Origin of the sequence: Bacteroides gallinaceum (assembly GCF_030373775.1) — a bacterium.
GTDB lineage: Bacteria > Bacteroidota > Bacteroidia > Bacteroidales > Bacteroidaceae > Phocaeicola > Phocaeicola excrementipullorum.
This window is the reverse complement of sequence record NZ_JAUDEN010000030.1, coordinates 14,290-34,613: the sequence shown is the minus strand read 5'-3', so window position 1 is coordinate 34,613 and position 20,324 is coordinate 14,290. Positions and strand designations below refer to the sequence as shown.

Annotated in this window: 19 protein-coding genes; all 19 read right to left on the bottom strand. The window is 46.2% G+C overall.

Features of this window, described 5'->3' with window-relative positions:
• Positions 1-309 precede the first annotated feature (309 nt).
• The gene (locus QUW60_RS13125) at positions 310-759 is read right to left on the bottom strand and encodes a BT0820 family HAD-type phosphatase (protein ID WP_258338373.1); all 450 of its coding nucleotides are present in this window, start codon (positions 757-759) and stop codon (positions 310-312) included.
• 39 nt (positions 760-798) lie between these two features.
• Complete coding sequence (locus tag QUW60_RS13120; protein ID WP_289561018.1) at positions 799-2,568, bottom strand: hypothetical protein; 1,770 nt, start codon at positions 2,566-2,568, stop codon at positions 799-801.
• 20 nt (positions 2,569-2,588) lie between these two features.
• The gene (locus QUW60_RS13115; protein WP_289561017.1) at positions 2,589-4,838 is read right to left on the bottom strand and encodes a hypothetical protein; all 2,250 of its coding nucleotides are present in this window, start codon (positions 4,836-4,838) and stop codon (positions 2,589-2,591) included.
• A gap of 8 nt (positions 4,839-4,846) precedes the next feature.
• The gene (locus QUW60_RS13110) at positions 4,847-5,404 is read right to left on the bottom strand and encodes a DUF3575 domain-containing protein (protein WP_258338345.1); all 558 of its coding nucleotides are present in this window, start codon (positions 5,402-5,404) and stop codon (positions 4,847-4,849) included.
• Between the two features lie 5 nt (positions 5,405-5,409).
• Complete coding sequence (locus QUW60_RS13105; protein ID WP_289561016.1) at positions 5,410-6,117, bottom strand: DUF3575 domain-containing protein; 708 nt, start codon at positions 6,115-6,117, stop codon at positions 5,410-5,412.
• A gap of 36 nt (positions 6,118-6,153) precedes the next feature.
• Positions 6,154-6,771 (bottom strand): hypothetical protein, encoded by a 618-nt coding sequence (locus tag QUW60_RS13100; protein WP_258338347.1) that lies wholly within the window; start codon positions 6,769-6,771, stop codon positions 6,154-6,156.
• A 22-nt stretch (positions 6,772-6,793) separates the two neighbouring features.
• Complete coding sequence (locus QUW60_RS13095; protein WP_289561015.1) at positions 6,794-8,209, bottom strand: undecaprenyl-phosphate glucose phosphotransferase; 1,416 nt, start codon at positions 8,207-8,209, stop codon at positions 6,794-6,796.
• Between the two features lie 169 nt (positions 8,210-8,378).
• Positions 8,379-9,059, bottom strand: a complete 681-nt coding sequence (gene tmk, locus QUW60_RS13090; RefSeq protein ID WP_289561013.1) for a dTMP kinase — start codon at positions 9,057-9,059, stop codon at positions 8,379-8,381.
• Positions 9,060-9,181: 122 nt separating this feature from the next.
• Positions 9,182-10,279 carry a GDP-L-fucose synthase family protein gene (locus QUW60_RS13085; RefSeq protein WP_258338350.1) on the bottom strand — a complete coding sequence of 366 codons (1,098 nt, stop codon included), beginning with the start codon at positions 10,277-10,279 and terminating at the stop codon, positions 9,182-9,184.
• A 147-nt stretch (positions 10,280-10,426) separates the two neighbouring features.
• Positions 10,427-11,518 carry a GDP-mannose 4,6-dehydratase gene (gene gmd / locus QUW60_RS13080; protein ID WP_258338351.1) on the bottom strand — a complete coding sequence of 364 codons (1,092 nt, stop codon included), beginning with the start codon at positions 11,516-11,518 and terminating at the stop codon, positions 10,427-10,429.
• A 99-nt stretch (positions 11,519-11,617) separates the two neighbouring features.
• The gene (locus QUW60_RS13075; RefSeq protein ID WP_258338352.1) at positions 11,618-12,349 is read right to left on the bottom strand and encodes a WecB/TagA/CpsF family glycosyltransferase; all 732 of its coding nucleotides are present in this window, start codon (positions 12,347-12,349) and stop codon (positions 11,618-11,620) included.
• 16 nt (positions 12,350-12,365) lie between these two features.
• On the bottom strand, positions 12,366-12,698 hold the full coding sequence (locus tag QUW60_RS13070; RefSeq protein ID WP_258338353.1) for a cupin domain-containing protein: 333 nt from the start codon (positions 12,696-12,698) through the stop codon (positions 12,366-12,368).
• Between the two features lie 107 nt (positions 12,699-12,805).
• Positions 12,806-13,861 carry an AAA family ATPase gene (locus QUW60_RS13065; RefSeq protein WP_289561009.1) on the bottom strand — a complete coding sequence of 352 codons (1,056 nt, stop codon included), beginning with the start codon at positions 13,859-13,861 and terminating at the stop codon, positions 12,806-12,808.
• 205 nt (positions 13,862-14,066) lie between these two features.
• On the bottom strand, positions 14,067-16,736 hold the full coding sequence (locus QUW60_RS13060) for a hypothetical protein (protein ID WP_289561007.1): 2,670 nt from the start codon (positions 16,734-16,736) through the stop codon (positions 14,067-14,069).
• A 34-nt stretch (positions 16,737-16,770) separates the two neighbouring features.
• Positions 16,771-17,073 (bottom strand): hypothetical protein, encoded by a 303-nt coding sequence (locus QUW60_RS13055; RefSeq protein WP_289561005.1) that lies wholly within the window; start codon positions 17,071-17,073, stop codon positions 16,771-16,773.
• A 274-nt stretch (positions 17,074-17,347) separates the two neighbouring features.
• Positions 17,348-17,494, bottom strand: coding sequence for a hypothetical protein (locus QUW60_RS13050; RefSeq protein WP_289561003.1), 147 nt, complete (start codon positions 17,492-17,494; stop codon positions 17,348-17,350).
• A 34-nt stretch (positions 17,495-17,528) separates the two neighbouring features.
• Entirely contained in the window at positions 17,529-18,080 is a 552-nt protein-coding gene (locus QUW60_RS13045) for an acyltransferase (RefSeq protein WP_289561001.1), read from the bottom strand.
• Positions 18,077-19,186 (bottom strand): glycosyltransferase family 4 protein, encoded by a 1,110-nt coding sequence (locus QUW60_RS13040; protein ID WP_289560999.1) that lies wholly within the window; start codon positions 19,184-19,186, stop codon positions 18,077-18,079. The genes QUW60_RS13045 and QUW60_RS13040 overlap by 4 nt, the downstream gene beginning before the upstream one ends.
• A gap of 23 nt (positions 19,187-19,209) precedes the next feature.
• A complete protein-coding gene (locus tag QUW60_RS13035) occupies positions 19,210-20,310 on the bottom strand; it encodes a polysaccharide pyruvyl transferase family protein (protein ID WP_289560998.1) in 1,101 nt (366 codons plus the stop codon).
• Positions 20,311-20,324: the final 14 nt, after the last annotated feature.

The window sequence follows — 20,324 nt, the reverse complement described above, 5'->3', positions numbered from 1 at the left end:
AATTATGAAACAATTTATAGAAAAGAATGAATCTCGTGTCATCATAACTTGGCTTTTTGGACGTAAAGTTAATGATGGAAGTTGGAGACGAAAATACGTGGTTTACCGAATGCTTACGATACAATAGAACAGCAAACTCTTCCTGTCAACTTTATATTCGTTGATAAGAAGAGTTTGTTGTTTTTTACAAATCTACAATGTGTACTTTATCGGATGCTTACAAAACAAAATCTGGTTGATTTGTGTTCCGACACACCCTTTTATGGTATTTGTTTCCTGTTCCGGGGCTTTCATCAAAGTCGGCCAGGGTCAGCCGAACAGCTTCTTGAAGAAACCTTTCTTTCCTTTCGCTTCACGTTCGTAATCCTTTTCTCCCAGCTTTTCTTCAAGAGCGTCCGCAATAAGGTCAGCGATCTTGATCTTGTGGTGTATGATCCGGTAGATGCTGCCCCAGTCGAGCATTCCCCCCAGGTTTCTGTCGTCGATAAAAATGTCCGCCTTCAGTTTCCTTGAGAAGTGCTGGTGGTTCTCCCGTTCTTCTTCATAATTTGCATTCACGGCATAGAATTCCACCCCGCGTTCCCTGCAGAAAGCCACAGCCTCGTCCAGCAGTTTGCCTTCCCTGACGCTCCACAGCACCAGCCGGTGCCCTTCCTTCTGCAGCATTCTCAGTGTTTCGAAGGCAAAAGGAAGTTCCCGGCCGATTTCCGGGTAGCGGTGTTCCACGAGAGTTCCGTCAAAATCAACAGCTATCAGCATGGTTTTTGTCATTTCGGTTTAACTGTATTCTCTCTGTTTTCAGAAGCGGTAGCTGACTCCGACGCTTCCGCTCAGCACACCCGACAGCTTCTTTGAAGTGTACACACGTGCCGAGGGAGTGATTTTTCCCTTATACCCTCTGGCGCACTCTTCGAGGAAGATACTCCATTCGTCAGAAATCCGGAAGCTTTCCTGCAGTCCGGCCTCAAATCCGAAGTAGTTGTTCTTCAGCAGTTCGTGGTGCGTATATACGATACCGGCAAATGCGTTCAGCGTGAATATCCTGTTTTCGTTGTAATTGCCTATCAGGTTGGTCACGTCAAGCATATAGTCTGCGGCGATGGAAAACGGATACGTTCCTCCTCCGATATACGGATAGCGTCCCACTTCCATATATGCCCTTACACCCGATATGGGCGTATATTTGCGTCCGTATCCGATTGTAGCCTGCTGGCCCACCAGCGAGAAGAAGCTTTGTCCCTTGATGTTGGTGGTGCGCATCGGGAAATTGCCCCCTACGCTTGCATACACAAAGTTATAAGGCTTGAACACGCCCCTTCTTGAATCGAAGTCCGCCTTTCTTCTGCGGTACTGCACACCGAACATGACGCCTAAATTCTGCATGTGGCGGTCCTGGGTTATTCCGCTCTTGTACGGCTGCGTATACTGGCTCCGGCTGTAGCGTGCTTCTCCGAACACGCCGATCTGCTCGTTGACGAAATAGACAAGCTGTGCTGCGGCCGTCGGGCTGTGGAACATGCGGATCTTTTTCGAGTACATTGCGCTGCGGTGTCCCAAGGCTCCCAGTTCGTAGCCGGCCGAGAGATTCACCTCCAGCTTCGGGTCGGTCAGCGTGGGCTTGAACAGCGTGTTCAGGTTGACCATCGCTTCTATGCGTCCGCCTGCATACACTTCTTCGCTCTTGTTCTGTTCAGGGTTGAACGTATAGTGGAATCCTCCGAATATTGTTCCGCGGATACCTAACGGCATGAACCACTTTCCCAGAGAGAGTGAAGCGGCCGGTCCCAGCATCTGCAGTCCGGGCAGGTTTTCGCGCACGTTCTTGACGAAGTCCGCCTGTGTGCCTATGCCAGCTTCGATGAACAGGTTATCCCCGGCATCTTCCGACTTGGGCTTGACAGGCAGATCCGTAAACCGGTAGGTGATGCCGGTAACCACTCCGTAGGCCAGGTCGTAACGCTTGTTGCAGGTATATCCGTCAATTCCGTCGGTATAAAGATACATCTTCGGCTCCACGAACCAGTCCCAGTTCTTCGACAGGTGGTAAGTGGCTTGAAGTCCGGCATGAAGCGACCCCGAGATCTTTGCGTCTTTTCCGTCGCGTTTGCTGGCATAGCCGCCGATACCCAGCACGGTATACAGGTTCATGTGCGCTCCGCTCCGGTATCCTCCGATGTAGTCAGACAGGTTGAACAGGTGGTCGATTTCGATGCCCCCCTGTTTGAATTCATCGTTGAATCCCCCCAGCAGGGTCACCCGGTAAGTATTGAACGGAGTGAAGTCTTTCGACAGGCTGATGCTTCCGTTGTAGTAGAGCGGAAGTCCTGCTCCGGCTCCTCTCAGCTTCTGGATTCCGGCACCTGCCGAAAGCGAGAAGTTTTTCCCGGGCATGTCGTTCCCCACCTTTTTCCCTTGCGGGATATAGCGCTTCTGCAGGGTATAGTCAAGTGCGTTGAAATATCTTTCCGTACTGTCCTTGCGCAGTTTCACTGCCTGTGCGTGCGAGTCTTCAGGCTGTAAGGCACATATGCAGGCGCATAGGACGGGTATAATATATTTAGGTTTCATAGTTTAATCTTATTTGTTTGTTAGTTATACAAATCCAATGCGATCTCTACGGTATCGTCGTCAAATTCACCGTCGTTCTGTGCGATGGATATGAACTTTTTGTCACGCTTGAAGCATTCCGAGAGCATAAATGCAGTGTCATTGATGCTCAAGTCGCCCTTTCTCGCAGAGATGACGGCCTTGAAGTACCAGGTCAGCGCATCTTCCTGCGGCAGCAGTTCAATCTGTTTCAGAGCCTCTGCATCTCCTTCCGGCGATTCGAGCGCCAGATACATCACTACGGCATTCTGCGGCGAAGAGTTCTTTATGGTGTTGAATGTCTTTTCTGCGCGTGCCTTTTCTTCGGGAGTAGCTCCTCCGCGGAAATATCCTCCGATGGCCCATGCGTAAGCCTTCAGCATGTCATACTTCTCGTCCTCCGGAAGCATCTTGGCCAATATGCTTGCGTTGGTGAAGTCGCCCTTGTTGACATACATGCACAGCTGGTTGTTCACAATCGGCGACGGGTTGATGATTTCAACGCGCTGGTTGTCATCGCTTGTGCGCTTGTAGTCGGTGGTGTAGATTGCGCGGTCAATCAGCGGATCCAGAATCTCCGTGTCTGAAATTCCGTCTTCCAGGCACATGACAGCCAGATTGTTTGCCGCCAATGCCCACGGCTTTCCTCTTTCGGCAAGCGACGTTTCGTAAGCCTTGCGGTAGATTTCTTTCAGCTGCTCCCTGTCTTTCAGCAGCATGAACAGCCGCCAGTATTCATAGCGCGTATACGTTCCGTCTGCCCCTTCCTTTTTGTAGAGAGCCATGATTTCCTCGTCGTTCGGCTCGCGGTAGATTTCGTATATGCAGTTGTAGTTTACCTTGCGCAGTTCTTCGAGATATGTTGTGATTACGGATTTGTAGAACGGCAGCTTTTTCAAGGCGATACCCTGCTGGTTCGCGTCTTTGTATCTGGCGAGCACTTCTTTCACCTGAGCCGCTTCGCCCGTTTTTCCGTCACGTTCAAGCAGCGTTACGATGTCCGACCACGGAGCGACTGTTGCCTGCGGATTGCGGTATACGCGTTCCAGAATCTGGCGGGGCAGGATGGAAGTTATTTCGCTTTCGATGCGTTTCATACGTCTTTCCGCCAAAGCCAGGTTCGAGTAGTAGTTTCCGTCCGGCGATGAAGTTCCGGTAACGTGGAACTCTTTCAGGATTGCGCCCGGCGACTCTGCGATTTCCTTCAGCCTGTTTCTCAGCATGTCAAGGCTTCTTTTGTTCTCCTCGTTCTGCACAAGCTTGTCCGAATTGATTTCAAACGTCAGCAGGATCTTGTCCGACGTGTTGCGCTTCTGTATTTGCGGACGCTCCTTGTAGTCCATCGGATCCATTGTCTGGTACAGCATGTTGTACTGGAGGAACTTTAGCGGCCGTTTTGCCTTGCAGGTGTTCACCTCGTATGTGCGGTAAGTGATGGCCGAATAGTCCTCGATGCTGATTGTCGCGTAGCAGTTGTAGCTGTGGGTTGCGTCCGGCACCACAACGGTGTCGCGCCAGTGGATGGTCATCGGGTCGCTCGAGAGATACTGGTCCTTGATGATGTACGGGTTCAGCGGGTCACGGCTCATGTCGTATCCCTTTTTTCGGAGCTGTGTCATGGAATATTCTTTTCCGTCGTACACCAGCGGACGCGGGAGCACTACCGTGTCATTCAGCATACAGTCCACCACATACGGCTGGATGATGAGCCTCGAATAGCGGTTTCCCGTGTGCGACGGGATGTTGAATGTGGTGTAAGGTATATACTGGTTGCCGAACATGATCGGAGCCTGCGGTTCGGGTGCCATTTCCGTGCGTATGCCCGTCACGGTCACTTCACTGAGGTGAAGTCCGTCGTTGATTTCCACGTCTATTTTCATGCGGTGGTCCACTTCCTTGAACACGGCCGTGCTCAGTCCGGCCTTGAAGATCAGGGCGCCGTTGTCGGGTACCATGATTTCGTAGTATCCGTTGTTGTCGGTCGTAGTCTTTGCGTTCTTGTCGAGATGGAACATGATCAGCCTGTCGGGATCGTTCGGATCCGAGTCGAGCGCCTTCTTTATGTCTTTTCCTTCAGCCACGGTCTTGGCTGCATACACCTGGACTGCGATGTCGGAAAACGGTATTTTCTTTCTTCCGGCGATGTTGTAGACGATACCTGTCACTTTGGTCATCTTCTGGGCTGCAGCCGGAAGCGCGCACCCCAGCAGGCACGTTATGAGGAGAATTCCTGTTTTAAAGTAAGTTTTCATGCTTCATTTCATTTAAATATGTACGTACATGTGATTCCCAGTCCCATCGGCATCACTTTCATGCCGGTGGAATTGTAGTTGTCCGGGGCAGGAGTCCCTTCCTCGTATTTCTGTTCTCTGAACCACATCAGCGAGATGCCTGCGCTGAATTCCAGGTTGAACCGTTTGGTGAGCGGCAGTGCATATCCGTATACAAGCCCCGGTCCTGCGGCGTCGCCGAAGTGGCGTTTCCCGGAGAATGTGGCGTTGTATCTCATGCCCTGCAGTCCCAGGGCGATGAAACTCTGTGCAAGCGGCCGTCCGCTTATCCAGTACCTCGCCTGTATGTCAACACCCTTGATGCTGCAGTCGAGCGGATTCTGGTCGACCGAATAGAATGCACCCGCCATTACGCTGGTCTTTTCGGAAGTGACCAGTTCGAACGAAAGGTTGGGGGTCAGGTTTCCCCACAGGAGTGCATTTGTCTTTGCCGCAATCAGCTGTGCGTGCATGTGAGATACAGCGCATGCCAGCAGCATTGTCATTGCGGCTTTTTGAATTGTCCTCTGGTTAAATAGCTTTAGCATATCCGTTAATATTTAGTTTTCGTTTTAGTATATTTATATTTGATCGAATTGAAGCGGTAAACGATGCCTACCCTGATTTCCGTGGGAAGGGGATAGGGAAGGATGTGCCTTCCTTTTTCCTCCGTGAGCACCGTCTTTCCGTCCGCGAACCTGTATTTGCCGTATTCGGCGTAAAGCATTCCGATGCTCAGTCCCAGATCAAGGTCGAGCCCTCCCTGCTTGCACTGGTATAGCGGCACTTCCCATCCGCCGGTGACTCCCGCCTGAAACAGGTCGCCGGCCACTCCCTTGTTCCACATCAGGTTGAACTTCGTGTATCCGGCATAGATTCCCCAGTAGTACGTCCGCCAGAATTTCGGCATACGTTTCTGTCCGGGGCGGATCTGGAGCGACGGCTTTACGTGCTTCCGCGCCTCGATGCGGTAATCGTTGATTCTCTGCTGGATTTTCTGGTCGAAATTGACGTCTGTATTTCCGTTCCATGTGGCGGATATGCCCAGTGTCCACTTGTTGTATACAGAGCTGGATAGGTCATATTCCACTCCAATGTTCGGCATTAGCCCCACCCAGTTTACGGCATTTGATCTGAATGCCCACCTTTCTTTGAACGGAATCGTCTGTTTCTGACTTTTTTCTCTTGCGGCTTGTGCTGTGGCTACCTGAAAACAGCAAACTAATATCAGTAATCCTGTAAAAACTCTCCTAAAAAACATTAACTTGTCTTTTTATTTTATGGTCTATGTTGCATATTAGAAATTGTATGTCATGCCAACTGTCAGCGTGAGCGTTCCTTCTCCGCTTCTGCCGCCGGCCAGTCCGTCCAGCTTGTCGCCCACGATGCTTCCTTTGCCTTCAATGTTCAGGCAGAGATGCTCGTTCATGCGGAAGCTGTTGAGCAGTCCGATGGTCAGTGTCGGAACGGCGTCCGCATTGTGGCGTGCCGCTCTTCTGGCCACACCTATACCCATGAACGGGATGGCGCTGTACAGGCGTTCTTCGTCCGCTCCGACAGCCAGCTCCGAGAGGTTCAGCATGGCGTCAACATGTGCGTGGCCGTAGTTCCACGATTCTTTCTTTCCGGACTTTGTGCCTCCCACTGCGTGCAGCGCATTGAGCTGCAGCCGCACTGCGATGGCGGGGGCTATCCATTTTCCTACGGCAATTTCGCCGCCGGCTCCGAAGCGTTCCCCGAAGCTGATCTGGCTGTCGTAGTCGCCCACATAGCCGTGTATTCCCACGCCTCCCATGAGAAACCATTTCTCATTTTTGGGGAAAGCGTCCCATTTTCCCTGTGCAAATGCCGCAGAGCCGGCAAAAAGCAGCAGCAGTATCAAACATATTGGCTTGAAAGTTCTTGTCGTTTTCATTTTTTTTATGTATAAGTTTTGATTAGTAAGCGTTCTTTTCCCCATGGATTGCGTTCGCAATCGTTCTGTAGATGATGAACAGGTCAAGGCCGAAACTCCAGTGTTCGATATACCAGATATCGCCGAGTATGCGTCCTTCCATGTCTTTCAGATCCTTGGTTTCGCCCCTGTAGCCCGTCACCTGGCTCCATCCCGTGATTCCCGGCTTCACGAAGTGGCGCACCATGTATTTGTTGATCAGTTTCGAATATTCTTCCGTGTGTTTCAGCATGTGCGGGCGCGGTCCCACCACGCTCATGTCGCCTTTCAGCACATTGATGAACTGCGGCAGCTCGTCGATGTTCGTTTTCCGCATGATGTTTCCCCATTTTGTCTTTCTCGGGTCGTTCTTTGTGGCCTGCAGCGTGTCGGCCTGCGCGTTCACCTTCATGCTTCTGAACTTGTAGCAGTAGAATTCCTCATCGTTGAGCCCGTTCCGTTTCTGCTTGAAGAAGATCGGTCCCGGCATGGTTATTTTCGTTACGATTGCCACGACGATGAAGATGATGGGGAAGAGCGTGCAGAGGAACAGCAGCGAGAACACGATGTCGAACGTCCGTTTCAGCACCTTGTTTCCGAAGCGGCTCAGCGGATCTCTCCGCAGGCTGAGGTAGGGCACGTTGCCTACCATGTTGAAGTACATGCGGTGGTGCAGGTAGTTGTATACGTTCGGCACGCTGTAGAAGTGAACCACGTGGTTTTCGCAGTAGTCGATGATTGATTTTATCAGCTGTCCGTTCTTCGACGGGAGGCTGCAGTACAGGTAGTGCGTGTTTTCATTCTCTTTCAGGTAGTCGATCACATTTTCCGGAGTTCCCAGGTATTTGCAGTCCCGCGGGAAATCCTCGTTCGGTTCGAAGTCGAAATAACCCTGCACCCTGTATCCCGTATAGTCCTGGTCCGTCAGTTCGTGGTAGAGGTCCTGCATGTTCTGTGTGCTTCCCACCAGCACCACGTACCTCAGGTTTCCTCCCCGCTGCCTGTAGCTCTTGACGAACTTGCGGAGCGAGAGCCGGAACAGCGCCATGATTATGAAAAGGATGATCAGATAAGTGAAGTAGAAAAGCGACCATGCATCCAGGAACTTCCCCATGTGCAGAATCAGTCCCGCAAGGATTCCGAATCCGACAATGTTCTTGAATACCTTCGTAATGATTTGGTAAGCATAAACTTTTCGCTTGTAGAGCACAACTCCCACCTGGATTGCGGCGATGAAATAGCAGAGCACGATTATCAGCAGGCTCTGCAGCATCGGTGCATTCATTGTCTTGTTCCAGGGATTGTTTTCCGTCAGACAGCAGTAGAGATAATAAACCGCTCCTGCAACAACAGTTTCGCAGCATACAACAAACAGGTTTACCCACTGGTTGTAAGAATCATAGTTTTTTCTTTCCAGCATATCTAAAAAACTCTCTTTTGTTTACCGGCGCAAATAAACGCTTTTTTTATGAAAATGTTTAAAAATCGGAGTCCGAAAACGTATTTTTAATAATATTTACCACATGAGGTTTCAACCCTGTGACAAAAAGCTTGTACAGGGAAGCCTGTGGTAAATACGTTTTTTAAAATTACAGGTTCAGAATCTCGCGGATTCGGAGTTGTATTTCATCAATGGAAGACAGGTTGCCTTCCTCATCCGTACAGCTCACTGCGCTGAAGTCCTTTTCTTCAGCCAGCAGCTTGCGGTACATCTCCAGTACATTTCTTTGAAAAGCCAGCGAACTTTCGTGTATGTCCTTCCGGCCGTTCAGATAGTCCCGGTCACTCCCCTCACGTTCCGATGTCAGCGAGCGTTCGATAAAGCTGAAAGGCATGTCAAGAAAAAGTGTGCGGTCGGGGCGGGGCAGGGCGTTGTGTCCGAATTCATATGCCAGAATCCAGTCCTTCAGTTCCCTTTTCTTCTCTTCCGCCTTCAGTTTGGCGCACTGGAAAGCCACATTCGAATATACATACCGGTCGGCCAGCACGCAGTATCCTTTGTCCAGCCATTCCCGGATGATGCCTATATGCTCCAGGCGGTCGTTGGCGAAAAGCAGCGCCACCAGTTTGGGGTGCACCTCTTCCAGCGAGCCGAACTCCCCTCTGAGAAATTCAGCCGTCAGATTTCCGTATACGCCCTGGTTGAGCATCGGAAAGTGGATGAAGCGGTGCGCCGTTCCGTCCGCCTCCAGCTTTTGCTGAAGCAGACGCACCTGTGTGGACTTTCCGCATCCGTCCAGTCCTTCTATGACAATAAATTTACCTTTCATTCTTTCGGATATGTTAGCAGATGAAGAGAGGGTGTCAAAGCAGCGGATGGCCGTCAAAAAGCAAGGTCATTCTTTTTTTGGCACCGCCTCTCCGTTTGTTCGCTTCACGCAGCGGCCTGCCGTCACGCGGTCTGGTGGTTGATGCAAATCCCCTTCAGGTACCATTCGTACAGGCGGTGGATACCTTCGTCGATTTCAATCTTGTGGTGCCAGCCCAGGTTGTGCAGCTTCGTCACGTCGGTCAGCTTCCGCATGGTTCCGTCCGGTTTCGAAGCGTCCCAGCGCAGTTCGCCCTTGAAGTTGATTTCCTTCATGATCTTCTCTGCCACTTCCTTGATCGACAGCTCCTTGCCCGTGCCCACGTTGATGTGGCAGTTGCGGATTTCCTTGTCGCCTTCCTTGTAGGTATCCTTGAAGTCCACGTTCAGCAGCACATGTACGCTTGCGTCAGCCATTTCTTCGCTCCACAGGAACTCGCGCAGCGGCTTTCCGGTTCCCCACAGGGTCACGGCTTCCGGCGTGATTCCGTATTTGGCCAGCTTGTCCAGAATTTCCTGTTCCGAGTTGCTTCCGTTTACGCCTTCCACCGGACGCAGGTTGATGTCCTTGCGCACAGCCTCCCAGTCGCCTTCGTTCAGGCATTTGGCCAGGTGGATCTTGCGTATCATTGCCGGCAGCACATGGCTGTTTTCCAGATGGAAATTGTCGTTCGGCCCGTACAGGTTTGTCGGCATTACGGCGATGTAGTTTGTGCCGTACTGCAGGTTGAAGCTTTCGCACATCTTCAGTCCCGCTATTTTTGCGATTGCGTACGGCTCGTTCGTATATTCCAGCGGCGAAGTGAGCAGCACTTCCTCCTTCATCGGCTGCGGAGCCTCGCGCGGATAGATGCACGTGCTTCCCAGAAAGAGCAGCTTCTTCACTCCGTGGCGGAAGCTTTCTCCTATCACGTTCTGCTGGATCTGCAGGTTCTGATAGATGAAGTCTGCCCGGTATTGCAGGTTTGCCATGATGCCTCCCACATGCGCTGCGGCCAGCACCACCGCTTCCGGCTGTTCTTCATCAAAAAATTTCTTCACGGCAACCGGGTCCAGCAGGTCCAGTTCCTTGTGCGACCGTCCTACCAGATTCGTATATCCCCGTTGCTGCAGGTTGTTCCAGATGGCAGATCCCACCAGTCCGTGGTGTCCTGCCACAAATATTTTTGTAGATTTATCCATTGATTTAAGTTTTTAAGTTTTTGAGTTTGTGAGTTGACAAGTTGACGAGGTTTTGGTTAGCTTCTTTACCTTCTCCAACTCCTTTAACTTCTCTAACTTCTCTAACTTCTCTAACTTCTCTAACTCCTCTAACTCCTTTAAAAAAACTTACTTCACGATTCCCTTCTCCAGGTATTCGGCCAGGTTGGTGCGCACTTTCTCGCTTGCACGTTCTATGGCCACTTTTGCCATGTCGGCGTCCACCATGATCTTCACCAGTTCTTCAAAGCTTGTCTTTCCCGGATCCCATCCCAGTTCGGCTTTCGCCTTGGTCGGGTCACCCCAGAGGTTCACCACGTCTGTCGGGCGGTAGAAGTCTTCCGACACTTCCACAAGCACCTTGCCCGTAGCCTTGTCGTATCCCTTTTCTTCCAGTCCTTCGCCCTTGAACTCCAGTTCGATGCCTGCATGTTTGAATGCCAGGTAGCAGAACTCGCGTACCGAATGCTGCACGCCCGTAGCGATTACGAAATCTTCCGGAGTGTCATGCTGCAGAATCAGCCACATGCATTCCACGTAATCCTTTGCGTATCCCCAGTCACGCAGCGACGAGAGGTTGCCCAGATAAAGCTTGTCCTGCTTTCCCTGCGCGATGCGTGCGGCTGCCAGCGTGATCTTTCTTGTCACGAAGGTTTCTCCGCGGCGTTCCGACTCGTGGTTGAACAGGATACCCGAGCAGCAGAACATGTTGTACGCTTCGCGGTATTCTTTCACAATCCAGTAGCCGTACAGTTTAGCCACAGCATACGGGCTGTACGGATGGAACGGTGTGTTTTCGTTCTGCGGAACTTCTTCCACCTTGCCGTAAAGCTCCGATGTGGAGGCCTGGTAGATGCGGCATGAATCTGTCAGTCCGCACTGGCGCACAGCCTCCAGCACACGCAGCACGCCCGTAGCGTCTACATCGGCTGTAAATTCCGGCGAGTCGAAGCTCACCTGCACGTGGCTTTGCGCTGCCAGGTTGTAGATTTCCGTCGGTTTCACTTTATTTACTACCTGAATGATGCTCATCGAATCCCCCAGGTCCGCATAGTGCAGATGAAAATGCGGAGTGCCTTCCAGATGAGCGATGCGTTCACGATAGTCTACCGAAGAACGGCGGATTGTACCGTGCACTTCATATCCTTTCCCCAACAAAAATTCAGCCAGGAACGAACCGTCCTGTCCGGTGATTCCGGTGATCAATGCAACTTTTCTCATGTGTAAATTAGTTATGTAAAAAACTTGAAATCCAAATTTTGTGCAAATATATTGATTTTAGCCCAATCAATGTATATAATCAATGTTTTTTTAGGCCGTTTATAGCCTTTTCATCATCAGCTTCCCCACATTCCACAGAAACAGCGTGTTTCCGATGATGTATCGTTTCCACATCCGTTTCGGCTCTTTCAGCAGCCGGTACAGCCATTCCAGGCTGTGTTTCTGCCACCATTCCGGCGCCCTTTCCACCGTGCCGGCAAAGAAGTCGAACACGGCTCCGATGGTTCCCGTATGGCAGCGGATTTTCAGCTCGTCCCAGTGCGTGTAGGTCCATTTCTCCTGCTTCGGTGCCGTCATGCCTATCCACAGCAGGTCCGGATCCGCCCTGTTTATGGCCTCGATGATGGCGCGGTTGTCCTCCTCGCTGAATTCCGGCTTGTAGGGTGGGGAATAGGTTTCCACCGTAATGTTCGGATACACCGCTTTTGTCCGTTCCTTTATCAGTCCCAGCACCTTTTCGCTGCTGCCCATGAAGAAACATTTTCCCCCCTTCCTGTTCAGCCGCTCCATCTCCATGACAAACAAGTCCCATCCGGCGATGCGTTCTTTCGGCTGGCTTTTCGCTTTCAGCCACCTGCATGCCATCACGATGCTTGCCCCGTCCGGAATCAGTGCATCTCCCCGTTGCAGCGCTTCCGCGAAAAGTTTGTCCTTCAGAGCTGTGTTATACGAATGCGCGTTGATCGTGTTTATCAGCTTCTTCCCTTCCGGGATAGCCTCCAGCTCTCTTTTCGATTCGATAAGTCGTAACTCATTCAGTTTGATGTCCATGTTTTATGATGTTAGATTACATTTCCGTTGCGATTCCTATAGTCATTACTTCCACTTCCGATACAGCCTCCAGCGTATGGAACGTGCCTTTTCTGATCTGCACGAAATCCCCCTCGTGACAGGCTGTCCGTTCCCCGTCGATTGTCAGTGCCGCTTCCCCGTGCAGGAAGAAAAAATACTCCTCCATTGTCGCATGGCTGTGTCCGTTTGCCGTTTCCCCCGCGTGCAGTGTTGTCACTGCAATCTGCGTTACAGCCGTTTCCGTTTCGCCGGCCGACAGCAGCACCCGCTTTTCGCCTACCCCGTGCGAAGTGAGCCGGGGAAGTATGTCTTTCAGATGTTTGAGCATAATTCAGTATTATCTATCACCACAGAGTCACACAGAGCTTTTAGTTGTTTCCTCTGTGCTCCTTTGTGGTAGATGTTTATGATCTACGAAAATCCGGTATGTATCTTTCATTTTCTGATTTCAATTTCGTTCTCAATGGCTTCTTTCAGTTCATTATAGCCATAACTATAGACCTGAAATCCTTTATTCCTTGTTTTCGCGACGTTGTATACATGTGTCAGTTTCCGCAAACTATCTTCTTCCTGCATGGCATTTTTGAGCCCCATCAGGCAATCCAGATTATGTGTTGTAACGAACAGTTGTATGTCGTGCGTCAAAATGAACTTCAATATAGTTCTCCACATCAATTTGTGGGCGCTGTAATGCATTCCATTGTCTATTTCGTCAATGAATACGATATCATAGTCTTCGCAGGCAATAGTTGATATGATGTTTATCATCCGTCTTACTCCATCTCCTCCCATACTTATCGGCAGCAGCTCTTTCACGTTCTTGATTTTCAAGTATAATCCATCAGGCAATGCCTCTATTGATTCGATTGAAGGGTCAAAATCATGCAGAGCATTGGTTACAAAATGCTTTCGGTTGTGTTTTACCAATGTGGAAAAATTGGCCGTGGCATTAGCGTCGTTTTTGTCGACAGGAATGAACAGCGCATTTAAAAGCTCTCTATATCCATTGTCCGTTTCCTGCCGGGTATTTCCGTCGTTTGCGACAACTATTTTTGAATGATATGTAAAACCTTTTCCATTTTCCTCTTGACCGAATTCAAAATTCAGTTGGCTGATTATGGCCTGGTTCGCTGAATTGCTTGATGACATGTCCGTTTCATTGTGTGAAGTTACGGGAGCAAATGTTATTTTTCTTGTTTTCCCGTCTGTCATGAATCCTTTTAAGAGAGGTTTGTTGCTGAAGTCCACATTATGAAACAGATACCTGGAACTGTCTATGTTATTGTTAAGCAATGCCGTTCTGAGATAATTTATGCGATTGGATATAAAAGGATTCGACATGCCGCTCAACATGAATGCGGCTTCCAGTATTGATGTTTTTCCCACATTATTTGCCCCTACAAAAATATTGATTCTTTGGAGCTTCTTGATGGTGAGCGAGTCAAACCCTCTGAAATTTGTAATTGTTATTTCTTTGAAGTGGCTGTTCATTTCTTTGGATATTGTTGTGTAGGGCAAAAGTAATTAAATGTATGGAGTTTTCAATATAAATGCCCCGAATAATATCTTATAAATTCGTCTATATTGCCTTCTTCCGTTTGAGTGGATGTCGGGGTAGGATTGGCAGTTTCTTTGAACGCTTTGTCTTTCAGATGTTTGAGCATGAATGTTATAGTTGTTTAGGATCGTCAGCATTTTATTGCATGTTGTTGTGGATGGAAATGTGAGTTCTTTCCGGTTGCTCCGGCCGGCTTTCCTTGGAATATTGTTCTCCGTTTCTTATGAAAAATGTGCAGTAAAGCAGCAGACCGGTTAATATGGCGATGATAATGGTGGTAACTATTTTGTTCGTGTTCCGCGTAATCAGCTGCAATAGAATGATGAAATATCCGAAACACGTGCAGATGCCGAAAATAAGGCTTATCGTGTCTGATGAGGCAATGTCCCCGATTTTTTCCATGCTTATGGTGGCTATTGCCAGAAAAGCCGCGAAGATTCCGAGAATCTGAACCGTTTCCCTTTTGTTGTCGGTCAGCTGCACTTTCATTTCTTGAGTCAGGCTTTTCACCTTCTCATCCAGATTTGTTTCCGTTTCCTTCTTTATATTCTTCAGATTCGTTTCCTGGAGCGTGATGAAATGCTGGTAGTACTTATGATAGAAGTCAGTTGTAAGCAGCTGGATGCGTGATGAGAAAGCGCTGTATCTTCTTTTCAGGTTGACCAGATCTACGGGGGGCTGCCATGTCGAGGATATGAAAATGATGTTCTTGCTGTTCTTGTCCTCCGGGCTGAATGTAATCTTTTTTAGCTTGCTGCGTTTCAGTTTGCATTTTTCTATTCCTTTTGTCTTTTCCAGTTCGTTGCAGAAAAAGCAGTCCTGAAAGAATGAACTGTAGTTCATGCAGTAGGTGTCTGCCTCAATGCTGGCTATCAGCTTTTCAAAGTGCTTGAGCAGTATTTCAGCCAGCCTGAGATATTTGAATCCGGTGTCATAATTGCCGTCTTCAAATTTAGCCTTGTTGATGAAAGAACTTTCTAATACGTCGAGCAGCCATTTTATGTGTTTGATGATGAAGGCGCACGACAGCATGTCTTTCCCGTCATTCTGTTTGATGAAATGGTCTACATCCTCCAGATACTCATCGTTTCTTTTGCCTTTGATATCAGTCTTCAGTTTCTTGATGTACCTTCCGTACTTTCCGAAGTGATAGATGAAATTCAGGTAGATGACATTGTTGTAGTTATAGACATTATAATACTTCTTGCCCGATATTTCGTATGCAGGCTGCTCAATGATGCGTTCCAGATCAGCAAACAGTGCCCTGTAATCTGTCTGCGATTCGCATATCAGCCTTGTGAAAATCGTTTCGTATTGATTGAATGCGAGTTTGTCCTCTTGGGTGCAGATTGTTTTGTTCAGGAGGTCATTGAATCTGTCATCTATGTAGTTTGCCTCAAATTGCCTCCTGATCTCTTTTTCTATGTCGAAGCACGGGTATTCGCTCTTGTACGATGTTTCTGTTTCTGCGTCATTCCCGTATCTTGCAGTATAGGTCATGTGCTCGTTCTTGTAGGTTTTCTCCCACATTTTCAGCAGCAGAATATCCGTTTTGATTTTGAGCAGACGGATAGTTTCCTTGAGGTTGGCCACGTGGTCCTGGTTGATGTAGGGTGCATTTCTTTTTATGGATTCCAGCAGATCGGGAAATCTGTATGCCGTGTTCTCTGCGGAAGAATCCGGAGCGGGCGACAGCAGCGAATGCAGTTTCATCAGCAGTTTGAAGTTCTTGTCCGAAGCGATATAGTTATGGTCGATCAGGCACATTTCCAGCAGCAGTCTGAACAGATATTCCATGATGTTTGCAAAAGCCATCGGTGCGGCAAGCAGCGTCCGGCTGCATGAAATGTATTCCTTCTCATAGTCTATCGGATACTTGTCGTCTTCTTCAAAATGATGCTGGTGCCTTTTTGCTTCAGAGTAAGACTTTACTTTTTCATTGAATACCTGATAGTCATACAGCATTCTGTCTATGTTGAGGTACATGTTGAAAGGATGCTCGTCTTTCTCTCCGGTATCCGTGCTGCGGTCTATGAGTGGCAGTATGATACTGTTGATCAGGTTTACATTTGTTTTTTTTGTTATAAAATCGGTAGTGTCGGTCAGGAACTGGTCGAATGTCAGGTTGTTTGAATCTCCAGCTTCATACTGTTTGTTCTCAATATTATATTTGCGGATTTTGTTGTATTTCTGGTCAACTTGGTTGTAATTTCCGCATTCTGAACTTTTGGGGATGTCGTAGGTCAGATATTCTCCTTTGAGCAGCGATTGGCAGAGGTTGTTAAAAAGCAATGCAAGAAAATCCAGATAGTCGGTTTGTACGACTCCCTCGTCCGGATTTCTGTAAAGATATTTGATGTATGCGCTGCTGTATTTTCCCAGGTTCTCCTCCTTTATATTGTCGTTATAGTTGAAAATAAGATTGCAGCAGGCTTCTATGTATTTTTCCAGATTCTCATTGTCTAGCATAAAGCTTTTGGCGTACGCGTCTGCTACATCATGGAAAAACCTTCTTATGTTATAGTAGTCAAAAAAGTAGGAATCCGTTTTTTCTTCGTTCAATTCGTTCCTTACCCACGTAATCTTTCCCTCTTGCTCATCCACCGCAATGGATGTGTTTATGATTTCACCTTCTAACGTTATTTTTATTACGGATATCGTGTTTAAAAGTTCTTCCGTTAGGTTCTTGAAGACGACATATCTGCGTCTTCTGTTAAAGTTGTTCCGGATCAGTTTCTCATAGAACCTGTTCTCAAGAGGCGAGCATTTCACCAGATCCTTGAACTGTTCATAGTAGCTTTGGGCCATAGGAATATAGATTATAAGGCAGCATTGCCTCTCCTTATTCTTTGCTTCTTACAGTGGTCACCATGCTTCTTCTCACCGCCTTGGCGCATGATTTCAGTACGTCTTGTTTCTTTATATTGTTTCTTCTGATGTAGTCAGCCGTATCTTCTGGCAGAATGACCGTCCTTTCATGAGGAGCCAAAAACACTTCTCCTACAAGTGGGACCCTTGCACGCACAACACGTCTGTATCTGTTTGTCGTGAACGATACCCCTCTCGTTTTGTTGATAAGTGCGCTTACGGGGACAATGTTCACATACGTGGGCTTTTCCTTTTGATTGACAGAAATGTTAAGCATGAGTTCTTATAAATTGATGGGTTTACAAAATTAATAAAAAAGACGGAATGCTCTAGCTTCTTTCCGCTTTTTCCTTATTTGATTAAAAAATATTAACAAAGAATGAGATTTCTGCTTTTTCCGGCGTTTTGTGTTTGGCTGATATATTATGTATTTGTTCACCACAGAGGCACGCTTTTATTCCCTCTGTGCAGCTCTGTGACCTTTGTGGTAAGGCAGGCTACTCAAATAAGTCGTGCCGATGCAGTCCTTGCAGGCTGTGTCTCTGCTTTGGTCAGTAGGGCTTGAACACCTCTCTCCAGTTGTAATCCTCCGCTTTAAACGTCTGCGCAAAAATCCGTGCCATGCATCGCAGCACGTAGGCGGCTGCGATGATGATAACCAGCATGATGAGCAGGTTGAGAGGGAAGAGGTGGTTCATTTTGTCGGTGAAGAGCGCGTATTGTACTAACTTTTTACTTTAGTTGTTTTTTATGTAAAGATTCTATATGTAGCTGGGTTTCTTCTTGATTATTGAATCTTGCTTTAATTTTTTTTGCAGGTATACCAGCGTAAATTGAGTAGGAGTCAGTATCATGAGTTACGACACTGCCTGCTGCTATAATGCAACCATCTGCTATTTTAACACCACTCATAACTATCGCTCCATAACCAATCCACACATCATTGCCTATATAGGTCGTTTCATGTAACCCTTTCCAAGCATAATTTTTATCTCTTATTTGGCTCGCTAGTCTTATAGGCACTCCAATTTGTTGATAGTTGTGATCATATTTGCCCACTATTCCAACATGGTTAGCTATTATCACATTATCTCCTATAACACAATTCGTTTCGATAGAGGAATATTTTCCTATATAGAAATTATCTCCAATGATAATTTTATCTCTTCCCCAAATGAATACGCCTCTGGCACAATGGAAATTTTTCCCTATTTTATATTTTCTCCAGACTATATATTTATAGAATAAGTCCCGAAGTTTTTTTAGGTAATGTATAAATATCATAATTTCTGGGTATTAAAAGCGTTAAGAAGTTCTTGGTAAAATTCTTCAAACGGTTTGGGCATTATACTGGATATAGTATTTTTTTTCTGTCGTTTAAAGGTAAGGGCTAATTTTTCTATTAGATCTTTTTCATCTCCGCTTTTAAAAGTAAATCCATTAATGTTGTTTTGGATGAGAGTATGGGCGCCGGCATGATCAGATACGATAGCAAAACAACCTCCTGCTAAAGCTTCATTTACAACGGCTCCAAAAGCTTCTTGGTAGCTGGCTAAAATAGAAAAGTCGGCTAAATAATACCATGCATACAAATCATTTCCATATAATGCTCCTGTCTGAATAACATTATTATTTAGTTTAAGTTCCTGAATTAATTTATTGACCTCAAACTTCATCTCACCATCACCTACTAATACTAACCTATTGTTGTTTGCTTTTGTATGTGCATAGGCTTTAAGTAAAAGTGGTAAATTTTTAACGGGGTCAAATCTTCCTACATATAGTAAAATCTTTTTGTCCTCTAATGAATAATTATGATTGTATTCTTGGGCTTTTTCTTTACATGAATTGATTTTTTGTTCAAGATATTTGTCATCTTGGATAATGGGGAAATAAATAAACTTACAATGACTGTTTGAATAGAGGTGGTTTAGAAATTCTTGTGTTTTAGTGCTTACAACTAGAAACCCATCTACATGTTTCACTATGAAGTTTCTCAGTAGTTTTCTTTTTCGGGAATATCCCTCAGCCATTTGGAGACTGTCATCACAAGTCAGAAATAGTTTATAATTGTATAAACTTTTACCTGCAATTGCGGCCAGAGTGTTAATGCCATATTCATGAGCCAGTACAATATCTGGCTGGAACTCTTTTATTGTTTTTAAATAAATGGAAGATAGCAAATGTCTGCCTATATAAATTCCTTGATTGTAGTATTTATAATTAAACTTTGCTTGTGTATTTACTTTTTCAAGATTGAAACCTAAACCCGAAATTTCCTTTGGATGTCCTGTCAGAATAACTTTTACCTCAAAATCCTTAGTGAATCTATTGTATAAATCTATTCTATATGTGGCTAGATAAGGATGAAATATCAAAAGTTTTTTCATTGTTGAAGATTTTTTTATGGAATTTATTCTTCTATGGCTTTTTTTAGAAAATCAAATGAAACGTTTCTTAGAGTGTTTATATTAACTGTTACTTTGTTCCAATCTATTGGACTTTCTAATTGTTCTTTCAGTGTTTCATGTTTGTTAAAAATTCGGTTGGTAAGTCCTAGGCTATTCAAAAGATCGTAGAAGCGTAGGTTCTCAGCAGCACTATTCCCTGTTTGTGGTATTACTAAAAATGGAGTTTTCATGACAATGCTGAATGCTACGCCATGAAATGATGATGTGATAACATATTTTGCGTCATGTATCAGTTTGAGCCATTCTAGTGGATTCGGTGATTTTAGTTTATTGGAATCAAATGCAAATTCAGCTCCTTGAATTGCCGTAGTGATTGTTCCTAAATTATTATTTTTGGCATAATTGGTTATTTCTTTCCAATATATATAGTTTAGATTCTGTATTGGATTGACCCAATATGTAAAAATATATGGAGAATCTATTGCTGGCTCATTTTCTAAAAAAGTTTCATATTCAGATTTTTCTAATAATAAAGATGGGTCACAAACCCAAACAGCATCATTTCTCTTAAAATTCTTACAATATTCAATTCCTATTCTTTCACGGACAGAAATGGAATTGATATTTTTTAATCTCCATGTGAATAGAATTTTATTTAAAATACCTGTTTTAGGGCTTCCAAAACTTGCAGCGTATGATATTTTTATAGAGTCTTTTGGCGCAAATTTTAAATATCTTTCAGGTGATAATCCAGCCCAAACTTGATCACTGCCTGTTATATAAATATCTGCTTTTGGGGGATTTTTTTTCAATTGTGAGTAAGAATGGTATTCTAGAGGGGTTTCATGAAGGTAATTGTTTTCAAACTCTTGAAAGCCTTGAAGATTCTGGTGCTGATAGTCACGATTCCTATCTTTGCGTTTCAAAAGAAAATTTGCAATTATATATTTGAATGTTTTTTTGTTCGGAGGATTGAATCGTAACCAGAATACATTATGCCCTTGTTTTTCCAAATAGGTTTGTAGGGCGAAATATTGTAAAATTGAACCATAATTGTTGGCTATCTTTATCCAAGCATATGATGAGTATACGCAGATTTTCATTTAATACTGTGATT